This window comes from Halapricum desulfuricans, from assembly GCF_017094465.1.
Taxonomy (GTDB): domain Archaea; phylum Halobacteriota; class Halobacteria; order Halobacteriales; family Haloarculaceae; genus Halapricum.
Map to the genome: position 1 here is coordinate 1979686 of NZ_CP064791.1, position 23207 is coordinate 2002892.

Annotated in this window: 22 protein-coding genes; 10 read left to right on the forward strand and 12 right to left on the reverse strand. The window is 64.5% G+C overall.

Features of this window, described 5'->3' with window-relative positions; genetic code table 11:
• Positions 1-112: 112 nt before the first annotated feature.
• Both HSEST_RS10130 and HSEST_RS10135 read left to right on the forward strand, forming a co-directional pair.
• A complete protein-coding gene (locus tag HSEST_RS10130; protein WP_229120818.1) occupies positions 113-2083 on the forward strand; it encodes an aconitate hydratase in 1971 nt (656 codons plus the stop codon).
• Positions 2084-2312: 229 nt separating this feature from the next.
• Positions 2313-2909, forward strand: a complete 597-nt coding sequence (locus tag HSEST_RS10135; protein WP_229120819.1) for a DUF7110 family protein — start codon at positions 2313-2315, stop codon at positions 2907-2909.
• Here HSEST_RS10135 and HSEST_RS10140 read toward each other — a convergent pair.
• Positions 2906-4804, reverse strand: a complete 1899-nt coding sequence (locus HSEST_RS10140) for a bacterio-opsin activator domain-containing protein (protein ID WP_229120820.1) — start codon at positions 4802-4804, stop codon at positions 2906-2908. The two genes, HSEST_RS10135 and HSEST_RS10140, sit on opposite strands and share 4 nt — an antisense overlap.
• Positions 4805-5036: 232 nt before the next feature.
• Here HSEST_RS10140 and HSEST_RS10145 point away from each other — a divergent pair, with 232 nt between their 5' ends.
• The 4 genes from HSEST_RS10145 to HSEST_RS10160 are packed head-to-tail and all read left to right on the forward strand — an operon-like array spanning position 5037 to position 11446.
• Positions 5037-6059, forward strand: a complete 1023-nt coding sequence (locus tag HSEST_RS10145) for a 4Fe-4S dicluster domain-containing protein (RefSeq protein ID WP_229120821.1) — start codon at positions 5037-5039, stop codon at positions 6057-6059.
• A gap of 2 nt (positions 6060-6061) precedes the next feature.
• Positions 6062-7336 (forward strand): NrfD/PsrC family molybdoenzyme membrane anchor subunit, encoded by a 1275-nt coding sequence (gene nrfD, locus HSEST_RS10150; protein ID WP_229120822.1) that lies wholly within the window; start codon positions 6062-6064, stop codon positions 7334-7336.
• The gene (locus tag HSEST_RS10155; RefSeq protein ID WP_229120823.1) at positions 7333-10722 is read left to right on the forward strand and encodes a molybdopterin-dependent oxidoreductase; all 3390 of its coding nucleotides are present in this window, start codon (positions 7333-7335) and stop codon (positions 10720-10722) included. The genes nrfD and HSEST_RS10155 overlap by 4 nt, the downstream gene beginning before the upstream one ends.
• Before the next feature lies 1 nt (position 10723).
• Positions 10724-11446 (forward strand): TorD/DmsD family molecular chaperone, encoded by a 723-nt coding sequence (locus HSEST_RS10160; RefSeq protein WP_229120824.1) that lies wholly within the window; start codon positions 10724-10726, stop codon positions 11444-11446.
• A gap of 59 nt (positions 11447-11505) precedes the next feature.
• On the opposite strand, the gene HSEST_RS10165 is transcribed toward HSEST_RS10160, so the two are convergent.
• From HSEST_RS10165 to HSEST_RS10200, 7 genes are all read right to left on the reverse strand, one after another.
• Complete coding sequence (locus tag HSEST_RS10165) at positions 11506-12198, reverse strand: TorD/DmsD family molecular chaperone (RefSeq protein ID WP_229120825.1); 693 nt, start codon at positions 12196-12198, stop codon at positions 11506-11508.
• A gap of 18 nt (positions 12199-12216) precedes the next feature.
• Complete coding sequence (locus tag HSEST_RS10170) at positions 12217-13179, reverse strand: cytochrome b/b6 domain-containing protein (RefSeq protein WP_229120826.1); 963 nt, start codon at positions 13177-13179, stop codon at positions 12217-12219.
• Positions 13176-13493: a hypothetical protein gene (locus tag HSEST_RS10175; protein ID WP_229120827.1), complete on the reverse strand. Its 318-nt coding sequence runs from the start codon at positions 13491-13493 to the stop codon at positions 13176-13178. Before HSEST_RS10175 ends, HSEST_RS10170 begins: the two co-directional genes overlap by 4 nt.
• Positions 13494-13498: 5 nt before the next feature.
• A complete protein-coding gene (locus HSEST_RS10180; RefSeq protein ID WP_267491858.1) occupies positions 13499-14092 on the reverse strand; it encodes a 4Fe-4S dicluster domain-containing protein in 594 nt (197 codons plus the stop codon).
• Positions 14092-16410, reverse strand: coding sequence for a molybdopterin-containing oxidoreductase family protein (locus HSEST_RS10190; RefSeq protein ID WP_229120828.1), 2319 nt, complete (start codon positions 16408-16410; stop codon positions 14092-14094). Before HSEST_RS10190 ends, HSEST_RS10180 begins: the two co-directional genes overlap by 1 nt.
• Positions 16403-16618: a 4Fe-4S ferredoxin N-terminal domain-containing protein gene (locus HSEST_RS10195; RefSeq protein ID WP_229120829.1), complete on the reverse strand. Its 216-nt coding sequence runs from the start codon at positions 16616-16618 to the stop codon at positions 16403-16405. Before HSEST_RS10195 ends, HSEST_RS10190 begins: the two co-directional genes overlap by 8 nt.
• A gap of 264 nt (positions 16619-16882) precedes the next feature.
• On the reverse strand, positions 16883-17491 hold the full coding sequence (locus tag HSEST_RS10200) for a helix-turn-helix domain-containing protein (RefSeq protein WP_229120830.1): 609 nt from the start codon (positions 17489-17491) through the stop codon (positions 16883-16885).
• 320 nt (positions 17492-17811) lie between these two features.
• Here HSEST_RS10200 and HSEST_RS10205 point away from each other — a divergent pair, with 320 nt between their 5' ends.
• On the forward strand, positions 17812-18036 hold the full coding sequence (locus HSEST_RS10205) for a hypothetical protein (RefSeq protein WP_418886547.1): 225 nt from the start codon (positions 17812-17814) through the stop codon (positions 18034-18036).
• Between the two features lie 50 nt (positions 18037-18086).
• On the opposite strand, the gene HSEST_RS10210 is transcribed toward HSEST_RS10205, so the two are convergent.
• A complete protein-coding gene (locus tag HSEST_RS10210) occupies positions 18087-18332 on the reverse strand; it encodes a hypothetical protein (protein ID WP_229114200.1) in 246 nt (81 codons plus the stop codon).
• A gap of 120 nt (positions 18333-18452) precedes the next feature.
• On the opposite strand from HSEST_RS10210, the gene HSEST_RS10215 reads away from it, so the two are divergent.
• Both HSEST_RS10215 and HSEST_RS10220 read left to right on the forward strand, forming a co-directional pair.
• Entirely contained in the window at positions 18453-18956 is a 504-nt protein-coding gene (locus HSEST_RS10215; RefSeq protein WP_229120832.1) for a hypothetical protein, read from the forward strand.
• On the forward strand, positions 18957-19559 hold the full coding sequence (locus HSEST_RS10220) for a hypothetical protein (RefSeq protein ID WP_229120833.1): 603 nt from the start codon (positions 18957-18959) through the stop codon (positions 19557-19559). It abuts the gene before it with no gap.
• Here the strand turns inward: HSEST_RS10220 and HSEST_RS10225 are convergent.
• Positions 19556-20584 carry a lysylphosphatidylglycerol synthase transmembrane domain-containing protein gene (locus HSEST_RS10225; protein ID WP_229120834.1) on the reverse strand — a complete coding sequence of 343 codons (1029 nt, stop codon included), beginning with the start codon at positions 20582-20584 and terminating at the stop codon, positions 19556-19558. The two genes, HSEST_RS10220 and HSEST_RS10225, sit on opposite strands and share 4 nt — an antisense overlap.
• Before the next feature lie 91 nt (positions 20585-20675).
• Between HSEST_RS10225 and thiL the strand changes: the two genes are divergently transcribed.
• Complete coding sequence (gene thiL / locus HSEST_RS10230; protein ID WP_229122985.1) at positions 20676-21545, forward strand: thiamine-phosphate kinase; 870 nt, start codon at positions 20676-20678, stop codon at positions 21543-21545.
• 5 nt (positions 21546-21550) lie between these two features.
• Here the strand turns inward: thiL and HSEST_RS10235 are convergent, their stop codons facing one another.
• Entirely contained in the window at positions 21551-22675 is a 1125-nt protein-coding gene (locus HSEST_RS10235) for a site-2 protease family protein (RefSeq protein ID WP_229120835.1), read from the reverse strand.
• Between the two features lie 150 nt (positions 22676-22825).
• Positions 22826-23092 carry a DUF7123 family protein gene (locus HSEST_RS10240; protein ID WP_229120836.1) on the reverse strand — a complete coding sequence of 89 codons (267 nt, stop codon included), beginning with the start codon at positions 23090-23092 and terminating at the stop codon, positions 22826-22828.
• Positions 23093-23207: the final 115 nt, after the last annotated feature.

Genomic DNA, 23207 nt, shown 5'->3' on the forward strand with positions numbered 1-23207 from the left:
TAGACGTTCATCGTCTATTCATATCAACTATCGAAACCGCAAGACGGCATCGAGGCAGTTTTCGCGGCAACACGCGGGATTTATGTCGATCCGCGGCGGACTCGTAGACGTTATGGGACAGACGCTCACGGAGAAAATCCTCTCCGATCACCTCGTCGAGGGCGAACTCGAGCCCGGCGAGGAGATCGGCATCGAGATCGATCAGGTCCTCACACAGGACACGACAGGGACGCTGGTGTGGCTGCAGTTCGAGGCGCTGGATCTGGACGAGGTCCAGACGGAGCTGGCGGCACAGTACTGTGACCACCAGACTTATCAATTCGACTTCAAGAACACGGACGACCACCGCTTCCTGCGATCGGCGGCGGGCAAGTTCGGCGCGCACTTCTCGCGGCCGGGCAACGGCATCTGCCACAACGTCCACAAGGAGAACTTCGCGGCGCCGGGCAAGACGATGCTGGGCAGCGACTCCCACACGCCGACGCCGGGCGGGCTCGGCGAGTTGGCCATCGGGGCCGGCGGGCTGGACGTCTCGGTCGCGATGGGCGGCGGGGCCTACTACATCGACATGCCCGAAATCGTCAACGTCCGCCTGGAGGGCGAGTTGCCCGAGTGGGCGACCGCCAAGGACGTCATCCTCGAGTTGCTGCGCCGGCTCTCGGTCAAGGGCGGCGTCGGCAAGGTGCTAGAGTACACCGGTCCGGGCGTCGAGACGCTGAGCGTCCCCGAACGGACGACGATCACCAACATGGGGACGGAACTGGGTGCGACGACCTCGATCTTCCCGACCGACGAGAAGACCGAGGATTACCTCGAACGGCTGGGCCGCGGCGAGGACTACGAGGAGATCGGCCCCGATACAGACGCCGAATACCACGACGAGATCGTCGTCGATCTCTCGGAACTCGAACCGCTTATCGCCGAACCCTCGATGCCGGACAACATTGTGCCGGTGCGCGAGGCCGCCGGCCAGGACGTCGAGCAGGTCATGATCGGCTCCTGTACCAACGGCGGCTACGAGGACATCCTCCCGGCCGCGAAGATGCTCGAGGGCCGCGAGGTAAACAAGACGACCGAGATGATCGTCGCGCCCGGCTCGAAACAGGCCAGCGAGATGCTCGCCCGCGACGGCTGGGCTTCCGAGCTGATGGCCGCCGGCGTGAACTTCTCGGAGTCGACCTGCGGTGCCTGTATCGGGATCGGCCACGTGCCGGCCTCCGATTCGGTGAGCCTGCGGACGTTCAACCGTAACTTCGAGGGCCGTTCCGGGCTGGAAGACGACAACGTCTACCTCTGCTCGCCGGAAGTCGCCGCCGCCGCAGCGATCAAAGGCGAGATCGTCGATCCGCGCGATCTGGCCGAGGAGCTCGGCGATATGGAAGCGCCGGGATTCGAGTTGCCGGACGTCTACGACGGCTCGAAAGCCGACCTCATCCCGCCGGAGGAGGCCGTCGACGACGAACTCGTGAAGGGGCCGAACATCGGCGACGTGCCGCTGAAGGACGAACTCGACGCCCACCTCGAAGGGCCGGCACTGCTGAAGATGGACGACAACATCACGACCGACCACATCATCCCGGCCACCCAGGACATCCTGATGTACCGGTCGAACATCCCCAAGCTCTCGGAGTTCACTCTCTCGCGGGTCGACGAGACCTTCGCCGACCGCGCCCTGGAGAGCGACGGCGGCTTCCTCGTCGCCGGCGAGAATTACGGCCAGGGCTCCTCGCGCGAACACGCGGCGCTGTGCCCGATGTACCTCGGTGTCGAGGGCGTACTCGCACAGAGCTTTGCCCGCATTCACAAGGCGAACCTGTTCAACTTCGGCCTGCTGCCCCTGGAGATCAACGAGGACACCTACGAGAAGATCGACCAGGGCGACGACATCGAGATCGTCGACGACGTGGCCGAGGCAGTCCGCTCGGGCCAGGAGGAGTTCACCATCCGCGTCAACGACGACTGGGAGGCGACCGGCTATCTCGACGCCTCCGAGCGCGAGCGTGAGATCCTCGCCGACGGTGGAAAGCTCTCGCACACGAAAAAGCAGTACGAGCAGGAAGGCAACGCGCCGGCAGACGACTGATACGGTCGGTTGTATCCACGTCGGTGTATATCCGCACTCGATTTTTCGTGGTCGATCGACAGTGGCCGTGACGGCCTCACTCCGGACCCGGTGCGTGGGGGAGCAGCCCGGTGTGTGGTATGCCAGCATATTCTGTCCAGAAGGGTAGGCCATATATGCGACGGTACCGTATGTGCAGGTGACAACCAGCGTAGGCGGCCGATCGTACCCGCCACTCCCCCCAATAACTATGACCAGTCGCGTATACCGACTCCACTCGACGCTCGAACTGCCGCTCGAAGACGTCTACTCGTTCTTCGAGGATCCGGATCTCCCCGAGGAGATCGAGGACGTAGAGATCACCAGACGGAACAACACGCTCATCCTGAGTGCTGTTGCCACCGACAGCAGCATGAGCAAGTACACGCCGACAGCCCAGCTGAAGGCGAGTGTCACCGAAAACCGGGTCTACGAGGAGGATCCGGAGGAGATGGACGGCCCAGGCCCCTCCCGAAGCGGGGGCGGTCCACAGTGGGGCACGTTCGAAGAGGAAGAGGAGGAGATCGAATCCGAACTGGTCGAGTACGCCTGTTTCAAGGGAGACCGCGAGACCGTCCTACAGAACACGGCCGTCCAGTACCCGATGTTCACCGTGCTTCGGGATGTCGCGAAGATCGCCGAAAAGGGGACGCTGACAGCCATCGTCGTCAACGAAGACGACGAGCTGGAAGCCGTCCGGATCGTCGATGGCGAGCAGCGACCCGCGACGATCACGGTCACCGAAGACCCCGCGGAGGATCAGGACGGTAGCGGCGTCGACTGGCGCAACAACGAATTTATCAGCTAGATCGGGTCTGCCGCCCGTCTCGCCTGTTCGTCATCAAGCAACAGCGACAGCGTCTTGCGCTGTGCGGTCCGGAGGTGCTGGAGGAACGTCGTCTGTGAGACGCCCATCAGCTCCGCGATCTCCTCGCCGGTGTTCTCCCGTGGCCACTCGAAAAAGCCGCCGACGTAGGCCGTCCTGAGCGCTTCGAGCTGGCGGTCGGTCAACTCCGCTTGTAGTTGCGAGCGGACCTCCTGTTCGGTCCTGGCCGGGCGCTCGTGTTCGCGGCGTGCCAGCAGATCGATCCCCTCGTGATCGGCCGTCACGGACTCGACGAGCGAGCGGACGTCGGTCCGCTGTGGGAACTCGACGGTGAGTCGCCCCTGACCGTCCTCGACCGTCTGCCCGGTCACGACGCCGCCGTGATCGACAAGCGTCGATTCGACGCAGGTGTCGGCCAGATCAAGCCGGAAGAGTCCGCCGTCGTCGTGATCGCAGACAAAAGCCGCGTCCGCGATGGCCGGGACATCCTCGACCGTCGATTCGACGGCCGTCCTGTCACAGCCCGTCAGCGTGGCGTACGCGACGAGTCGGCCGTCCGGGGATCGAGAGAGGCGTTCAAGCGTCGCGTCGGCGTCCAGTTCCCTGGCGAGTGCACACACGCCACAGCCCTCCGCAAGCTGGAACTCCAGTTCGACGACGCTGTCGGCCATCAGCGCCTGCTTGCTCTCGGTGGCGTTGATCGCGTACGCGACCGTGTGGCCGAGTTCGACCAACACGTCGTCGTCGATCGCCTCGAACGCTCGCGGTTCGGTCGAGACGACTTCCAGCGCGCCGTAGACCATCCCGTCGTAGACCAGCGGAATCGCTGCGGCCGAACGGTAGCCTCGCTCGGCGAGAGCCGTCTGCCAGGCGTCTTCAGGATCGTCACCGATGTCGTGGACGATCTGCGGTGACTCGGTCCGGATCGAGCGCTGCAGGATGTCTTCGTCGTCGCTGTCGTTGTGTGCGTCAACCAGGGCCTCGATCGCGTCGTCGTCGATCCCCGCGTGTGTGCTCGCACGGAGCGATTCGTTGACCATGTTCCGCGTGCCGATCCAGGCGAAGCTGTAGGGATCCGTTCCGGCGAACTCCGCACAGACCGCACGCTCGATCTCGCCGCGGCTTTCGGCCTGGACGAGCGTCTGATTGACATCACGGAGAATCCGGTTGGTCGTGTTGAGCCGCTGGAGCTGGTCGTTCTGGCGCTGGATGCGCCGTTCGCGCTCCTTGCGCTCGGTCACGTCGGTGTCGACTGCGACGTACCGCTCGATCTCACCGCGCTCGTCGATGATCGGCGCGATCGTCATATCGACCCAGCACTGTTCGCCGTCCTTGCGTTCGTTGACGATCTCGCCTTCCCAGACGTCGCCGTTCCGGACCGTTTCCCACATCGATGCATAGAACGCCTCGTCGTGCTCACCGGACTTCCACATCCGGGGATTTTCGCCGATCACTTCCTCGCGATTGTACCCGGTCAACCCCTCGATCTCAGGGTTGGCGTACTCGATCGTCCCGTCGGTGTCAGTGATGAAGATGCCGTGACCGGCGTGGCGGATCGCCTTCCTGAACCCGCGGAGTTGGTCGTTTTTGGCCGTGAGACGTTCTTTCGTTTGCTGTTCCTGTCGGACGTACTGGGAGAGATAGTAGACCGTCAGTACGGCGAGTCCGCTGACAATCAGCCCAGGGAGTTCCTCGATCCCGGGATCGGCGACACTCAGCGTCAGTGCCTGTCGGACCGCCATCAGTGTCAACATCAGCGTGAGGAAGCCAAACCGGAGGTCCCGGACCCGATAGAGCAACAGCGCGGAGTAGCCGACGCCCACGACGCGAAGCGAGACCGAGAGCAGCGCGATCCCCAGCGGGAGCCAGTCGGTCACGGCTGACCACCCCGTCTATGTTTTGTTGGGTGCCAGTCCATACGCTATCGTTCCGGGCCGCGCCGATAAATGTCGCTCACTCGTTGTCAACTCGTGGGACCGAGCTGTATTGGCCCATCTGTAATAAAGGCCACCCCCGATCCAAGCGTTATTGGTAGTACGCTCTCCCCCCTGGCTGTGCTATCTCTACGTGTATGTCACAGCATCGACCGGGCTGGTCGGGTGTCTCCCGATGAGCCAGTCCAACGCACCGGGCGTGCCGGACGTAGCGGACATCGATCAGATGGTCGAAAACGAGCGCGAGGATCCCGAGTCGGTCCTCGCCGAAACCGACCACAGTACCGACCTCGGGCTGGCGATGGCCGAGGACGCCAAACGCGTCGGGCGCGGCGACCTGGAAAGCGAGGAGTTCTGGGCGAAATACGACGAGGCCGCCCGCGCGGAGTTCGGCGAGGCCTACGAAGCCACTCCAAACCCTGCAGTCGACAGCGACGACCAGACGATCGACGAGGCGGCCGCCGAAAGTCTCTCGTGTTCGGTCGGCTCGATGGATTCGGTCGCGGCGGAACTCGACGAGGAGCCGGCCGCCGAGGCGTCGCAGGCCGACACCGACGCCGACGGGGACGATCCGACCTACGGGATGGTGATCGACCTCCAGAAGTGCGTCGGCTGTGACTCCTGTACGGTCGCCTGCAAGGCCGAGAACCGCACACCGCCGGGAGTCAGTTACAACGTCGTGATGGAAGAAGAACACGGGGAGTTCCCCAACGTCTCGCGGACGAACACCCCCCGGCCGTGTATGCAGTGTACCAATCCCCCGTGTGTGCAGGTGTGTCCGGTCAGTGCGACCTACAAGATGGACAACGGCGTGGTCAACATCGACTACGAGCGCTGTATCGGTTGTCGGTACTGCATGATCGCCTGTCCCTACGGTGCCCGATACTTCGACTTCGGGGAATCGTACGACGACGAAGTGATGGAGGCCGACGAGATCACCAGTCCCGAGTACGGCGTCGACCGCGACGAGGAGGGGCGCGTCGAGCCCGTCGGCAACGTCCGGAAGTGTCATTTCTGTCACCACCGGCTGAACCGCGGCGAGGAACCGGCCTGCGTCGAGACCTGCGTCGGCGACGCGCGCAACGCCGGCGACCTCGACGATCCTGACAGCGACGTCGCACAGATGGCCGACTCCGACCGGGCCTTCCAGCTCAAAGAGGAGGGCGGCACCGACCCCAACGTCTACTACCTCAAGTAACCATGGCAGCAGAGACAGACAGCGGTCGCCTGGAGTTCGACACCGACTTCGGCTTCACGAGCGACCGCGTACGATACGGCTGGTACGGACTGCTGGCAATCTTGCTGTTGGTCGGCGCGTACGCTGTCTATCTCCGGATCACCCAGGGGATGGCGAGCACGAACCTCACTAGCACGACTCCCTGGGGCGCGTGGGTCGCCTTCTACATCTACTTCGTCGGTCTCTCGGCCGGGGCGTTTCTGGTGAGCACGCTCTCGAACGTCTTCGGGATGGAGGGCATGGAAAAGGTCGACCGCGACGCGCTGTTCGCGGCGGCGATCAGTATGGTTGTCGCGCTACTGTTCGTCTGGATCGACCTCGGGCGGATGGACCGGATGTACTACCCGTTCATCTGGCGCCAGATAACGTCGCCGCTGGCGTGGGAGGTCCACGCCTACGTGGCCTACATCGCGGTGCTGGTGACCGAACTGTACTTCGCGATGCGGATCGACCTGGCTCGCCTGGCGGCCCGAGTCGAGGGCTGGCGCGGGACGCTCTATCGCGTCCTGACCCTCGGACGGACTGACACCGGCGAGCACGCACGCGAGCGCGACGAGACGTGGCTCAAACGCGTCGGGATCCTCGGGATCCCGCTGGCGATCTTCCTGGTCCACGGCGGGACGGGCGTGCTGTTCGCGGTCGCGAAGGCCCGCCCCTACTGGAACAGCGGCCTGTTCCCGATCATCTTCGTCGTCTCCGCGATCGTCAGCGGGGCGGCGCTTGTGATGGGACTGTACGTGCTCCGGAGCAAGGTCCTCGGCGGGAGCCTGGACCGGTCGCTGCTGGACCGGCTCGCGAAGCTGACGGCCGCGTTCGTCCTCGTCGATCTGGCCTTCTTCCTGATCGACATGCTGATCGCGCTCAACAGCCTCCACCCCCACGACGTCGAGACCTGGCTATTGATACTGACCGGTGAGATGGCCTGGTCGTTCTGGCTCGTGATGGCCGGGCTTGGCTGGGTCGTCCCGCTGACCCTGCTCTCGAAGCGGTCCTGGCGTCGGACGCCATCGCTGATGGTGCTGGCGGCTCTCAGCGTCGTCATCGGCATCGTCGGCGTCCGGTTCAACATCGTCGTCCCGCCGCTGATCGTCCCCGTGATGGAGGGGCTGCCGGCCGGCGAGTACTTCCCGAGCCTCGTCGAGTGGACGACCAGCGCAGGCATCGTCGCCGTCGGGCTCGCGCTGTACACGCTCGGCGTCGAACTGCTTCCCCTCGAACCCCTCGGTGATGATCAATGAGTACTGACGACCACACGGACGACGCATCGGACACGACAGACGACGGATCGGTCTCCAGACGCGAGTTCGTCGCCGCCGTCGGCGGCATGGGCGCGGTCTCGCTGTCGACGAGCGCCACGATGAGCGGGCTCGACCTCTCCTCGCTGTGGGAGGACGACCCCCAGCACTACGTCGGCACCGACTACGGCGACTACGAGGCCAGCGACGTGCTGCATACGACCTGCGGGCAGTGCAACACGTTCTGCCCGATCAAGGTCCGGCTGGCCGACGATAGCGGGAACGGGGGATACACCTCACTGATCCGGAAACTGGCGGGCAACCCCTACTCGTTTCTCAACACGCAGCCGTTCTCGCAGGTCCCCTACAGCAGCGACCCTGAAGACGTCGCAACGGGCGACCTCGAGGGAACGGGCGACGTGGACACCGACCGCTGGTCGCTCTCGGGCGGCCGGATGTGTCTGAAAGGCCAGGCCGGCATCCAGACCGCCTTCGACGCCTATCGCGTGCGCAAGCCGATGAAACGCGTCGGCGAACGTGGCTCCGAGGAGTGGCAGACGATCACCTGGGAACAGGCCATCGAGGAGATCGTTGGGGGCGTCGACGGCGAACACGTCAGCCACGACGGGCTCGAGGAGATGTACGGCTACGCACCCCGGGAGGAGGTCATGGACGACTGGGAAGCCGTCCGGAACGGCGAGATGGACGAGGCGACCTTCGACGAAAAGTACGAGGAGACCCTGATCGACACGGACCATCCCGACCTCGGGCCGAAGGCCAACCAGATCGTCGACGTGGGTGGGTTCCGCCGAAACTTCATCCGGACGCGGCTCTGGAAGCAGGGGCTGGGCTCGGTCAACAGCCACCACCACGCCGGGACCTGTGGGTTCTCCAGCGTTCTGGGGAACGTCCGATCCTACGGAGCTGGCAAAAAGCGCCAGTACCCCGACATCGAGAACACGGAGTACCTCATCGTCTGGGGGACCAACCCGATGGTCGCCAACAAGGGGCCGACCTGGCTCGCGCCCAAACTCACCAACGCGATCCAGGACGGCATGCGGATGGACGTGATCGACCCGCGGATGTCAAAGACCGCCGAGAAGGCAGAGCAGTGGGTGCCCGTCGACCCCGGCTCGGACGCCGCGCTGGCGCTGGGGATGGCCCGCTGGATCATCGAACACAACCGCCACGACCTCCAGTACCTGCGCAATCCCGACAGCGAGGCCGCGAGTGCCGACGACGAACCGACCTGGAGCGACGCGACGCATCTCGTGGCTGTCGATGAGGACACCCAGCCCAAGGCCCGGGCGGGCGATCTCGGACTGGACGGAGACGGGTACGTGGTCGTCGACGGAGAGACCGCCGAGGTCCGACCCGCAAGCGAGGTCGAGCGGGGCGCACTCGACGTCGATATCAGGATCGACGGCGACCGCTACCGCAGCGCCTGGTCGCTGTACCGCGAGCGCGTCTTCGAGCACACCCTCGCAGAGTACGCCGAGATGGCGGGCGTCAGCGAAGACACGATCGCCGAACTGGCCGACGAGTTCACCAGCCACGGCAAGCGCGCGGCGATCCTGTCCTACCGCGGCCCGGCCAAACACAGCAATGGGTTCCAGAACACCCGCGCGATCGCCACCCTGCAGCACCTGATCGGCAATTACGACTGGCAGGGCGGCCAGATCACGCCGTACGCCGGCTACGACACCATGGGGGGTCGCTACCAGCTGGGCAACGTCCCCGAGGGCAAATCCCCCTGGGGACTGCCGATCCTGCGGGCCGGGACCAACTACGAGGACACCTCGCTGTTCGACCGCGACGACGGCTACCCGGCCGAGCGGCCGTGGTTCCCGGTCGCGCCACCACACCAGGTCCAGGAGCTGTACGCCAGCGCCGCCCACGAGTACGAGGCCGACGGCGAGCGCCGGAAAGGCTATCCATACGACATCGAGGCACTCTTTATCCGGCCGTACTCGGAGAACCACGTGATGGCGGCCTCTGGAGGAGACAAGATCCCGGAGGCGATGACCGACACCGATGCGATCTCGCTGCTGGTCGCGTTCGACACGGTGATCGGCGAGACCAGCAAGTACGCCGACTACATCCTGCCCGAGCCGACCTATCTCGGCCGCTGGGAGAACTTCGGCACCTACCCCAACAAGCGCCTGGCCGACGAGAAGCTTAGCCACCCGACGATCGACGTCGTGCCCGACGCCCGACCGGCCGAGGACGTGCTGATCGACATCTGGAAGGAGATGGACTTCCCCGGCGTCGGCGCGAACGCGATCCCGGACGCCGACGGCAACACCGACGGCGAGACCGCCCGACTGGACAGGGCCGAGGACTTCTACGTGAAACTCGCAGCGAACCTCGCGTACGCGAGCAAGGACCACCCCGCGGCCGACGCGGACGTCGAGGGCGTCTCCCTGCCGGGCGACGCGACGCTCGCTGACCTCGGCGAGGGCCCGGTTCCCGACGCCGACGACGATGAACTGGAGGTGTTCCGGGCGGCCCACGAGAAGGGGCTGGGCGACCGGTTCGAGCTTGAGCAGTGGCAGCGAGCGGTCACCGACGAGGAGTGGCGAAAGGCCGTCACCGTCCTCAACCGCGGGGGTCGCTTCGAGGAGCCGGTCGTCAACTACGAGGCGGCCTTCGCCGAGCACGGCCACGACTACGACTACGTCGACCGCTACGAACCCTCGAACGGCTACGTCGACGGCAAGATGCGGTATAAACTCGCCAGTCGGGTCAACTTCTACAGCGAAGTCCCGCCCAAAGGCAAGGACGCCTACTCCGGGGAACGATTCGACGGGCTACCCGGCGTCGAGGACGTCACGCACTTCGACGGCAGCGTCGAGGTCCCGATCGTCAGCGACGGCGAGCCAGACCGCCCGCTGCATCTCATCAACTGGAAGCCCCGAACGCAAGGGATGCATCGGACGACGAACTCCCCGTGGCTCAGAGAGACCCGCCCGGAGAACCCGCTGTGGATCAACCCCGACGACGCCGACGAGCGCGGCATCGAGAACGGCGACGCGATCGAGATCGACGCCGGCCGCCGAACCGTCGAGGGGACCGCGATGGTCACCGAAGGGATCCGGCCCGGCGTCGTCGGCGCGATGTGGGGCTGGGGTCGCGACGCGAACGGCGCGACCGAGACGAACGTAGACGGCGAGACCCGAGAACCCGCAGGCGACGACGGCCACACGCCCTACGAGTTCGACGAGCCGATGACCGACGACGCCGGGATCGCGGGGCCGCGTGACGCCGGCTTCGCGATCAACCACCTCCAGCCGCTGGACAACGAACTCGGCGACATCGGAATGAGCGACCCCGTCGGCGGGAGCAACGCCCAGTACGACGCCTTCGTCGAAGTCAGCCGGAGGGACTGAGATGGTCGCGACTGCATCGGACGGTGCCGGGCCGGACGCCGCCTTCACACAGGCCCGAGCCGCGGTCTACGAGTTGCTCGCGTCGGCGTTCGACGGCGACGTCGAGACGCTGGCTGCGGCGATGGGCGATGGCTCCTTTCGCGAACTGGCGTCGGCGCTGCCAGTCGAGATCGACATCGAGGCGCTAGTCGTCGAAGACGCCGACCCGGAGGCGCTATCGATTGGCTACGACAACCTCTTCGTCGTGCCCGGACCCCACTACGTGCCGCCCTTTGCCTCGGCACACGCCGACGAGCCAAGCCACGAATTCGAGTCGGATTCGGCGTTCCACGAGGCCGGGAGCGCGGGGGAGCTGTACGGCGACCCCGCCGCGCGGATGGCCCGTCGCTACGAGCGGCTCGGCTTCACGCCCGAGCGGGGCGACGGCATCCCGGATCACGTCGCCGCGCAACTGTCGTTTCTCTCTACACTTGCGGCGGCGCGAGCGGACGCCGACGACGCCGAGCGGAGCGCTCTCCGCGAGGTCGAACGGGAGACACTCACGGCGATGGGCTGGCTCGACGCCTTCGACGAAGCCGTCGCCGGTCAAGACCGTGCGGAAGGGGTCTTCGCGGCCCTCTCGCGGCTCACGCGAACAATCGTCGCGTGGGACGCGAAGCGAGCTCGCGACGAAGCCGAGACTGATCGTGACGAAGACGAGTGCCAGCCTACAAGCCCCGGCTGACAGTCACAGCGCGGAAAACAAAGCCGGACGATGGCGCGGTTGACGCGCGTCGGTCGCCGTCACTCTCTGAACTCTTTTTCCTCGTCGATGCCCGCCGTGCCCTGCTCGACGCGGTCGAGCATCGCCTCGACGGTCGCCGAGTCAGGTTCGGACACGCCGAGGCGGTCCCGCTCGGCGGCGATGGTATCACAGACTAGCGCAACAGTGCGGCGGTAGAACGGCGCGTCGGCGCCAGCGCCGTCGACGCGGCGGCCCAACGCCGGTAGCCAGTCCAGGTGTTCGTCGACGAACGTCGCGTAGGCGTCTCGATCACCACTCTCGACCAGCAACGAGGTGTACTCCAGCAGCAGCGCCAGGTGGTCGGGCTGGTAGGCGGCCGGTGGCGAAACGTCGAGTGCTGCGTACTTCCGGCGCATGTTGTCGGCGGGCGGCCCCCCGAGCAGTCCGTCACTACCGGCACCCTCGTGCCACTCCTTGTATGGCGATTCGATCGGTGGCGCGTAGGGCGTCTCGAAGGCTTCGAACAGCGAGATATACTGGTTGTCCAGCGCCGCCCGGCTGTCCGGCAGGTCGTCGACCGAGGGTGCCACCTCCGTGTCGAGGCCAAGCGCCGAGGTCAGCTGCTCGCGTTCGGCATCGAAACGGCCCGCCGCGACGTCCTCGTAGAACGCCTCGTCCGGGTGTTTCAGGCACTCCGAGAGCAGCGAGTAAAACCGTGCGAGCTCCGTCGTTTCGATCGTATTGTGGGTCATGGATACCCCGTGGAGGTGTTATACACTCACCGATCGCTGGGCGAATCGTACGTACAGCCCGTACCCGATCGCGACGACGCTGATGATACAGACCAGCGCGGCGAGGTTCAGACCGACGAGGTACACAAGCCCGAGCGTGCCGCCCGGGAGCGTGTTCGGCGCGATACTCTGGGTCAGACTCGGTCCGGTCGGCAGCGGCGAGAAGACGTACTGTAGGATAATGCCGGTCCAGATGATGAAGAACAACAGCATCGTCAAAACCATACCGGAAGTCAGAATCGTCGAGTGGGTGCTCTCCTCACAAGGGAGGGTCGTGGTGCCGATGCTGTCTTTGGCCCACTGCTGCCACTCGTTGCAGGCACGCCCGACGTCGACCCGGCCGTGGAACATCGATCCGTCCATCGGGAACTCCTTGACGTGAGTCATAAAGAGGTGGAACGTGACGCCCATCAGCATCGTCACGGCGACAATCGCGTGGACATCGCGCGTAATCAACATCGGGAGGTTCGGCGACGTCGACTGCGCCATACCCAACAACCACAGCAGGAGGCCGGTACCGATCATCACGCCGACTTCGAAGGCGATGATCCAGATTTCCGCCTTCTGGAGGAACGTGTACTTCCCGGATTCGGGTTCGGGTCCCAGTCCCACGAGCCACTTGAGTTGTGCGATGACCTCGTAGATGTCGTCGATACCGAACATAAAGTGTTTCCACGTTGAGGCACCGGTCGCGAGGCCCAGCGCCAGGTACGCTCCGTAGTACAGCATTGTGGCGATCAACACGACACCTGCCGCGATGTGAATATCGATGACGTTCGCGTACCCAAACACCTCGATGAGCCAGCCCAGCGGTTCATAGAACGTCAGTGGCAGACCAGTCAGCCACAGCACGAAGATACTGATCGCCAGGAGGGCGTGGACGTACACCTGCACGCTGTTGAACCGTTCGAGCGTCGCCTGCGTTCTCGTCTCAGTGCTCATATGTTCTCACCCGCCTCGATCACGTAGCGACGCCAGTGGCCGAGCAACTGACCCGCGATGATGAGCAACACGAACGAGATGTACAGCCCCATCATCGCCCGGACTGCCAGCCAGATCGTGTTGAACTGATCGTAGGAGTACTCCCGAGTCAGGTGTCCGCCGACGAGCGGCTCCCAGCTGTTGACAACGGGCGGGATCCGACTGACGAGGAACAACAGTGCCGCCGTGCCGACGATGGCGAAGACTACGGAAGCGGCACTACGCCACCGCGGGTTTCGAGCGAACCACGACTGGTCTTCGGTACCTGTCGCCATGTGTGTCAGTCACCTCCCGAGTCCGGCTCGACCGGCTCGACGAGGGCCCGCCGGCTCCCGTTCACGAACCGTTTGACGGCCGCCTCTGAGGCCAGTTCCATCATCTCCGAGACCGGCCCGGCGTGAAGCGCGTCGGTCACGCAGTTGTCGACGCAGTTGGGCGTGTTGCCGCCTTCTTCGGGCTTTTCGCGGGGTGGCTTGCCGTGGCCGTCGCCTTCGCCTTCACCCAGACAGAGGTGACACTTCGACATCTTGCCGTCGTTGTCGGGGTCGTACGTCGGCGCACCGTACGGACAGGCCCACCCGCAGTAGTGACAGCCGATGCACTTGTCCTGATCGACGGTCACGATCCCGTCGGAGTCGCGTTTGGTGATCGCGCCGGTCGGACAGACTTTCTCGCATGGGGCGTCACCGCAGTGGAAACACGCCGTGGACACCGCCGTCTCCTCGTAGTCCGGGAACGACCCCGTCGGTTCGTGTCTGAGTTCGCGCCAGTTGTCGTCGTCGACGCGGTCGTTCTGGACGTCACATGCGACCGAACAGGCGTGACAGCCGATGCATTTGTCGGGTTCGAAATAAAACGTCCACTGTTCGCTCATCAGTTCTCACCCCCGGTCTTCTCGACCTCGACAGGATGGTTGCGCACGGTCATTCCGGTCACCGGTTCGACGTGTCGTTCGCGGTTGAGTATCATCGTGTTAGCACCTGCACCGTCCGGATGGGACGACGTTTCGCCGAACCCGGACAGGGACGCCACCCGGCCGGGACGGATACCCTCGTAGACGTGTGCCATCAGCTCGATCTCGTCGTCTATCGATTCGATCCGCACCATGTCGCCGCTCTGGATGCCGCGCTTCGCGGCGTCCTCCGGGTTGATGTGGAGCAGGTTCCCGCCGTATCCCTGATCTTCCATATCGTACCGTGCCTGGTACGCTTTGACCGATCGTCCGATCGCCTGATCGTGGCCTCTGTTGATCTGTTCGACGAACACGTCGTTGTACAACAGCGGGTAGTCGTCGTCAGTCGTCTCGCCGTAGTGTTCGTCGTCGGGTGGGTGCCACTCCGGTGCCGTGCTCGCGCCCATCTCCTCGGCGAGTTCGGCGTACTTCTCGACCACGTCGAGGTCGAAGTTGAACTTCCCGTTGACCGTGTCGAAGTCACTCTCCCCGTCGTCGCTCTTCCACTGTTCGTACTCCAGGTCCGAGACGATCGCGAAGCTCTGGGTGTCGAGCTCGTCGAAGGACATGTCGATGGCGTCGAGCTGGTCGTCCCAGTACGCCTCGCCGCTCTCCCAGCGGAAGTACTTCTCCCAGTCCGTATCCATTTTCTCCGCCAGCGTTTCAGCCAGCAGCTTGTAGATCTGGTAGTCCGGCTTGCAGCCGCCGATCGGATCGATCGCCGCCTTCGATCCGGTCACCCACGTCTTCGTGCTGTAGGAACTGTCGCCGCCGGCCTTGAGGAACGGCTGTTCGAGCTGGGAAGCACCCGGGAAGACGACATCTGCGCGTTTGCTGTCGCTGTCCCAGAACGCGTCGACGATGATGACCAGTTCCATCTCCTCGATCGCCTCGAGCCACTCCTGGGTGTTGCCGCTTTTGGGCGGCGACGACCAGTTCGAGACCATTCCCTTGATGTGGCCGTCTCTGACTGCCCTCGGGACGAGATTGTGTGAGACGTTGCGAATCCCGTGTTTCTGGAACGGGTAGTCGTCGTACTCGGCGGGATTAGGGTTGTCCTTGTGGTTCGACGGGACGTCGAGGTCGTATTTCTCGTGCGGATCCGCGAGCGAGGCCGACTGCCACTGTCGCGTGCCGCCCTCCCGATCGATGTTCCCGACGAGTCCGTTCAGCGCGTGCACATTCTGACAGTTCTTGAAGCCGTTCTGCTGGAAAGTCAGCCCGGTCCACGGCAGCACCACGGAACTCGGCGCTGCATCGGCGAACCCGCGTGCGATCTCGCGGATATTGTCGGCGTCGACGCCGGTGATCGCGGCGGCCCACTCGGGAGTCTTGTCTTCGACAGCTTCCCGGTAGGCCTCGAAGCCGTGCGTGTGGTTCTCGACGAACTCCTCGTCGTAGAGATCCTCCTCGATAATGACGTTGCCCATCGAAAGCGCCAGCGCGCCGTCGGTCCGGGGCTTGATCGGGATCCACTTGTCGGCCTTCTGGGCAGTCTTCGTGTACCGCGGGTCGATGCATACGAGCGTCGCGTCGTTGTTCTCCGTTGCGTCCAAGATGGCCTTGGGCTCGTACTGGCCGCGGAAGCACTCCATCACGTTGCGGCCCCAGGCGATCATGTACTCGGAGTTCTGCCAGTCGGGCCACTCCCGCCCGTAGCCGGACATCCACTCCCAGGACGTCGAGAACGGGCCGTGACAGGTCGTCTTGCGCCCGACTTTCAGCGGTGCCCCGTAGAGGTTCTTGAAAAGCAAATTGTGCCAGGGGTGTTTCGCGATCGGATACCCCTGGTAGCGAAGCAGCCGCTCCGGACCGTGCTCCCGATGGAAGGCCGCGAGTTTCTCGGCGGCGTATTCGACCGCCTCGTCCCAGGACACCGCGGTCAGTTCCCCGTCTTTACGGACGTGTGGCCGGGTGATCCGGTTGGGATTGTACGTCTTCTCCAGCTGTGCCATCCCCTTCGAGCAGAGCGTCCCGTCCCTGTCCTGGCCGGCACTGGCTTTCGGATGGCCGTCGACGCCCGTGAGGTTGATCGCACGACCGTCCTCGACGGTGATCTCCTGGCCGCATTCGGCGCGGCAGATCCAGCAGTTCCCGTGGACGACCTCGCGATTTGTGGCCGAGGACGCCTTCGCCAACTGGTTCGAACTGCCGAGACAGCCGGCGGTCGCAGCGACCGCCGCTGCTGTGCTTCCCGTCAGGAACGTTCGCCGGGAAACGGTCGGGTTCTCGCTACTCATCGGCGTCGTCCTCCAGTCCCGGATCGCGTTTGTCCTCGCCGAACTCCTCGAGGACCCGCTCGTGATACTTCTCGTAGAACTCGGCCTGACTCATCTCGCCGTCAGCGACTCGCTGGGCGTCTTCCCCCATCTGTTTCCCGAGTTCCTGATCGTATTCGGAAGCGCCGTCCCGATGTTCGCCACGCGATTTCTTTACTGAGAAGTCCATTATAGGAGTAAAGAACGGAGGAAGACGTTTCCACATTGCTCTTGACTGAGAAAGGATTTATATCCGGTCAGTCGGTCGACGGCGCTCAGGCCGGATCTGTCGGTAGACGGACAGCTATAACCGAAAGCAACTCGAGAAAGCTGTCAGGATCGTATCACCACCGGTAAAGAAGTGATGTGGCGGGAACAGGCCCAGAGTAGCTGATAGCAGGCGTTAAGCCCCCTCCCTCAACGAGCCGCCAACGGCGGCGATGTTCGGGATAGTTCACTCCGGAAACAGCTGGGTGAAGACCCGTCGCTCGGCGGTGGCGAGGCGTTGGGAGAGTGCCTGTTTGGAGATGTCCAGTTCCGAGGCGATTTCCGACAGCGAGATCTCGCTGGGCTGGTCGTAGTAGCCGTGTTCGACGGCGAGTTCGAGTGCCTGTCGCTGTTTGTCTGTCATCGACTCCAGATCGACCGTGCGCGCTCGCTCGGCGCTGGTGCCCTGCTCCTCGATGATCTTCCGGAGGACGACCCGTTCGGAGACCTCTTTGAGGGCGGAAACGAGCTCCCAGATGACGTCGTGACCGGGGAGATAGGCACTGACCACGACGCCGTCCGGTTCGACACCGACGATCGTGGGCACACAGTCGAATTCCGCAAACACGTGACAGCTACAGGGGTGGTCGTGATCTTGACTGGAGTGTTCGACTGAGATGTCGCCGTCTGTACCGGTCGTGTCGACCATGAACTCGCAGTGGCAGACGTCGTTGGCGAGTAGCATCTGCGCGTCGATCACGTCCTCGCCGGTCGTCGTGAGTGGACACCGCTCGCTCGGACGGATCTCGAGAACCGCTTTGGTCGTGCGCGCCTCGGAGTGTTTCTGGACAGCCATAGTTGGTTGTGAGACAGTCCGCTGCCCGACAGTCTCTGAGCGGATCTGCCGCCACAGTAGATACCAGTAGCGATAAAATAGCCCTTTCTCGCGCTCCCAGTTGTTCAGAACGCGCCCACATGCCCGGCAGGACCTCGGATCAGCCCCCGATCTCGCCCGAGACGAATGTCGTCCCTCTCGCGAGTATGCTTGACATACTATGTGGATATGGGATCTTCGAGTTCGATTTCTGAAGGTGTCTTTTGTACTATCCAAAATACTATTTTTGGAGAAGAAAAAGATTTTAGTGTATCACGTTCCACGGTACAGATGCAATGGGAATCGAAGCAGACGATCTGCGCGAGAAGCTCGAACGGAACGGCGAACTGATGATCGCGGTTTCGGAGTTCGAGGAGCCGCTCGAACTGCACCTCCACGACACGGAGATCGAAGACGAGACCGTCCGGATCCAGCTGACCGACGGGGTGCTAACCTTCGAGACTGACGCCGTCGTCGGCGCGTGGCACCACACCCACTCCCTCAAGGATCTCGGTCTCGGAGACTAGACCGGTCGCTTGTCGAGCAGATCGCCTTCGACGAAAACGCTTGCAGACACCTAGCGGACGCGACAGGTAACGACGGTGTTCATCCCGTCCTGTCCTTCGATCGATTCAGTAGTCACGTTCACACCGAGAAGGTCGTCGTCTGCGAAGGCGTCAGCTGCGATCGCGCGCACCTGTTCCGCGTCGGCCCGATCCTCCTCGAGAACGGCCCGGACCTGATTGCGGTTTCGTGTGACCTCGAGCACCGCGTAGCCGCCGTCTTCGAACGCCGTTTCGAGCGCCGAAAGCTGATCGTCCATACGGGACGGTTCGTCTCCGAGAAGGTAAAACCCACTGACGGAGCGTTGCTAACTCGGGTTAATCCGGGTTGACTACCACGTCCGTACTTGTCCGCGGGGCTCTATTACCCGGGCACAAGCATGGTTCCCACGTTCGAGAGCGATCGATTCGAACCGAGTCGCGAAACCACACGCTCGATCGGCAAGCTCCTGTTCGGCGCCACCGCGACTGCGTTCGTGCTGGGGCTCGTGACGCTGCTTCCGGGCGTCGACCGGCTCTTGCCAGGCACCGACATCTCGATTGGGGCGCTCGTCCGCGCGATCGCCGCGCTGGTCGTCGCGGGCACGCTCGTCTATACGGCCTCGGGACTGGCGGCGCTGGTCGCGCCGGCAGGTCGGGGCGAACTGTCACGGAACGCGGCGTCGATCGGCTACTGGCTGTCCGTCCTCGCCGCCGTGCTGATCGCCCACTGGGGACTCGCCCCGCTGGTTGCCGGACTGTTCGGCGGCCTCCTGTGGGTCTACGACACGGCGTTCCTGCTGGCGGCGCTGGGGCCGCTGCTGGTGATCGCCGTCCGGCTGTACGCGTCGCTCGACCCGGCCGCGGACGTGTTCGCCGAGAAGATTTCCGGGGGAGGAACGTAGATGACGGCTCGATCGTCGGTTTCGACGGCGCAGCCGTCCCGTCGCTCGCTCCTGCTGGGGTTCGTCGCGGGCGTCCTCGCCTGGATCGCGGGGTATCTCGTCACGCACCTGGTCGTCGCTCCGGACGTCAGTGGGTCGGATCTCAATCGCCTGATCGAGGTGCTCGACGGCGAACCGGCGACCGCAGAGCTGGTCGGCTGGGTGTTCTTCAACGCGCACTTCGTCGAGACCGTCTTCGAGGGGCTACCGATTCTGGGCAGCCGGACGGCGTCGTACGTCGGCGGCGAGGGCGGATTCACTGTCCTGCTGTATCTGGTGCCCGTCGTGACGCTGTCGGTCGCGGGCCTGTTACTCGCGAGAGCGGACGGGGCCACCGATGTCTCGGACGGCGCGTTATCCGGTCTGACGGCGCTTCCCGGGTACGCGCTCGCGTCGGCCGTCGCTGCGGTCGCGATCGAAGTCACGGCCGCGGGTGCGAGCGCCGGACCGGACTTCCTTGCCGCCCTGGTTCTCGCGGGGATCGCGTATCCGATGGTCTTCGCCGGCTTCGGCGGTGCGCTCGCGGGTGCAGTGAACCGGTTGCAGCGCTCGCCGACGGGCTAGGGGCTTCGGACGCTGCGAGTCCCGAGCCCGGTCGCGACGAGACCGCCGACGACCGTCGGGAGCCAGTAGGTCGCGAGCCGATAGACGAGGACGGCAGCGACGGCACCGCCGTTCGACACCGTCGTCAGCGACACGAGGATCGCGGCGATCGCCGTCTCGATCGCGCCGGAGCCGCCGGGAAGCGGTGTCGCTCCGGCGATCAGACCGATCGGGACGGCGACCAGCGCGGCAGCCAGCGGAATCGAGGCTCCGACCGCGATCGCCGCGGTCCAGAGCGTCACGCCGAGCGTGAACCAGCCGACCGTCGAGAACCCGCCCGCGAGAACGAGTGCCCGTCGGTCAGTACCGATCCGATCGATCGATTCGAAGAAACTCCCGATCCGGTTCTCGACGGCTCGCATACCTGGCGGCGTCCGACCGGGAATCACCCGCGAGAGAACGCGAGCGATCGGCGTGACCGCAGTCGCGAGCGCCTGTTCAATCCGATGGTGGTAGTGATAGATCAGGACGGCGGCACCGACGACGAGGACGAACAACCCGACCAGGATCGCGATAGAGATCGCCAGGTCCCGGGAGGCCGCTATCGCGTCCATCCCGAACAGCGCCATCCCGAGAAGCGCCATCCCGATCGACGGGACGAAATGGAGCGTGTCGACGCTGGCGATAGCCGCGAGCCCGGTCTCGTACTCGCTGTCGGCCGCCTCGGAGATGAGCAGCGCGCTGACCGGCTCCCCGCCGGCCTGCCCGAACGGCGTGATGTTGTTCGAGAACATCGCCGCCGTGAACACGAGCACGGCCTTCGGTGCCGACACTGGCGCGCCGAGCGCACCCAGTACGACGTGCAACGACAGTCCCCAGGAGACGAGCCACGCGACCGTGAGAGCGACGACGACCGCGACGAGCGGCAAGCGCGCGCGTCCGAGCGCTGTCAGCGTCTCCTCAACACCGGCGACCCAGACGAGCGCTCCGAGGACCGCCAGCGCGACGAGAAACAGCAACACGGTCGCTGTCCGGTCGCCGTTCATGCTACCGGATGCATGCCCGACGACGGCTTTAACCCTCCGGATCGAGGTCCCGATCGCCGGTGCTTTTGTCGTCTGGGACCCATTCGGACACATGGACGAGCGGACGATGCTGGGCTTGCTCGCCGATCGCCTCCCACGTGCGGGCGACGACGCAGCCGTGATCGACGGGCTGGTCGTGACGATCGACATGCTGCACGAGACGACGGACTTCCCGTCGGGAACGACTCGATACACCGCCGGCTGGCGATCCGTCGGCGCGTCACTCTCGGACCTGGCTGCAATGGGGGCCGCTCCGACGGGTGCTGTCGCAGTCTACGGTGCGCCCGCATTCGAGCAGGAGGAGATCCTGGCGTTCGTCGACGGCGCACGTGACGTCTGTGAGGCGGTCGGCACCGAGTACGTCGGCGGCGACCTCGACGACCACGCGGAGTTCACCGTCGCGACGGCCGCCGTCGGTCGAGCCGACGACCCTGTGTTTCGGTCAGGAGCCGAACCCGGCGACGCAGTCTGTGTCACGGGCACGCTCGGGCGCAGCGCCGCAGCACTCCGATACTTCGACCGTGGCGAGGCCGAGCGGGCGAACGAACTCTTCCGCTTCCGGCCCCGGATCAACGCCGGGCGCGCGCTGGTCCCCTACGCCAGCGCGATGATGGATTCGAGCGACGGGCTGGCTCGATCACTGCACCAACTCGCCGAAGCCAGCGACTGCGGGATGGCCGTCGAAACGCCACTCCCGATCGACGAGGCCGTCGATGCGGTCGTCGGCCCGGACGAGCGGCTCGAACTCGGCGCGTTCTTCGGCGAGGACTTCGAACTCGTCTGTACGGTTCCCGAACCGGAACTCACTGCGGCCAGGGACGCTATACCGGTTACGCTGACCCGGATCGGGACTGTCACCGAAGACGGAATCACACTCGACGGCCAGCCTCTGCCGGATCGGGGATACACCCACCAGCGCTGACCCCGTCAGACGACGATCCGGAACGGAACCGGCATGAAACAGAGCGCCCCGACGACGAACGTGACCAGACCGATCGCCTGTCGCTTGCGATCGAGCGGTTCCTCACGCATTGGCACGGCCGGGCCGAAAAACGCCAGAACACCCGTGAAAACGCCCCAGACAATCCAGATGCCCGCTTCGATCGAGACGTCACCCCGGAGCAGCAGGATGCCGGCGAACCCGAACAGCACAGCCGGAATCGCGGCCGCGACGGTCTCCTGGCGACGCCCGAGTAGCGCGCGCATGACGTGGCCCCCGTCAAGTTGCCCGACCGGCAGGAGGTTCAGAAAGGTCACGAGCATCCCGAGCCAGCCGGCGAAGACCACCGGGTGTAACTGCCTGGTCGGATCGGCATAGGACAACGGCTGCCCGGTCAGCCACGCGAGCCCGCGAAGCAACAGCGGTTCGGCGAACTCGATTCGGGCCGCGTCGCTCGTTGCGATCGATCGAGGGACTGTGATAGGATCGAGCGACAGCCCGATCACCGTCACGACGACCGTCGCCACGATTCCCGCGAGCGGCCCGGACGCGCCGATGTCCAACAGTGCCTTCCGACTCGGCATTCGTCCGTGCATCCGGATGATCGCCCCGGCGGTCCCGAAGGGTGGCGGGATCGGGATAAAATACGGCAGGCTGGCGTCGACGCGGTGGATCCGGCTGGTGATGTAGTGGCCGAACTCGTGGACGCCGAGGATCGTCAGAATCGCCAGCGAAAACGGCCAGGCCTGCAGGGCGTGCAATGGGTTCGCAGCCACGTCGATGTGATACCAGACCGTCCCGGCGTACAGCGTCGTGAGGATCGTGGCAAGCGCGAGCGCGACGTTCTTCCAGGGGATCCCGTCGATCCCGATCGACCGCTCGCTGGCGACGATGGCGTACTCCCCGGACGGGGACCCGCCGCGTGCCTGGAGGTGCATCTCGAAGCCCTGCTCGTAAAACAGCGGCGCGAGTTCCGATTCGACGGTCGCCGGCGGCTCCCGGGGGTAACCGACGTACAGTACTCGATCCCCGTCCCGACGGACGTCCGTTACCTCGAAGACCGGCGTGAGATCCTCCGGCGAAGGAGCGTCGGCCGGCGGCACCGTCGACATACCTGTCTACCGACACGGGAGAGACTCATAAAATATCGACGGTTCGGGGAGTAGTGGCGACCGTTCGAAAGTACCAGGTCGAAACGGGTACGCCGCGACGGCGGCGACCGCGGGGACGCAGTGTCCGTCAGACCGGTTCCGCGTGGAGGATCAAGCAGGCTCGATTCGCCAGGTCGTCGCGCTCGTGTAGGACCACTTTTCGACTTCGATGTCCGTCGCTGATTCTTTGAGCTTGACCATCAGTGCGCCGATCTCCTTCGAAGAGAGGTCGACTTCGTCGGCGATGAACTTGCTCTTGAAGTAGAGTTCGCCGTTCTCGGTCACCTTCTTTCGGAGATACGAACGGAGACGTTCCTCTTTGGACGCTGTCGACTCCGACTCTGCACTGTCTGGGGAGGGCTGTGTCGTCGCGCTCATCTGGATCACGTCACTCCCTCATACCGTCTGGGGGAGTATATAAACGCAGGACGCTTTGGGGAAGTTCGATCGAATTTAGCCGAATCGCAGGATCGGGAGACGATTCAAAACTCGT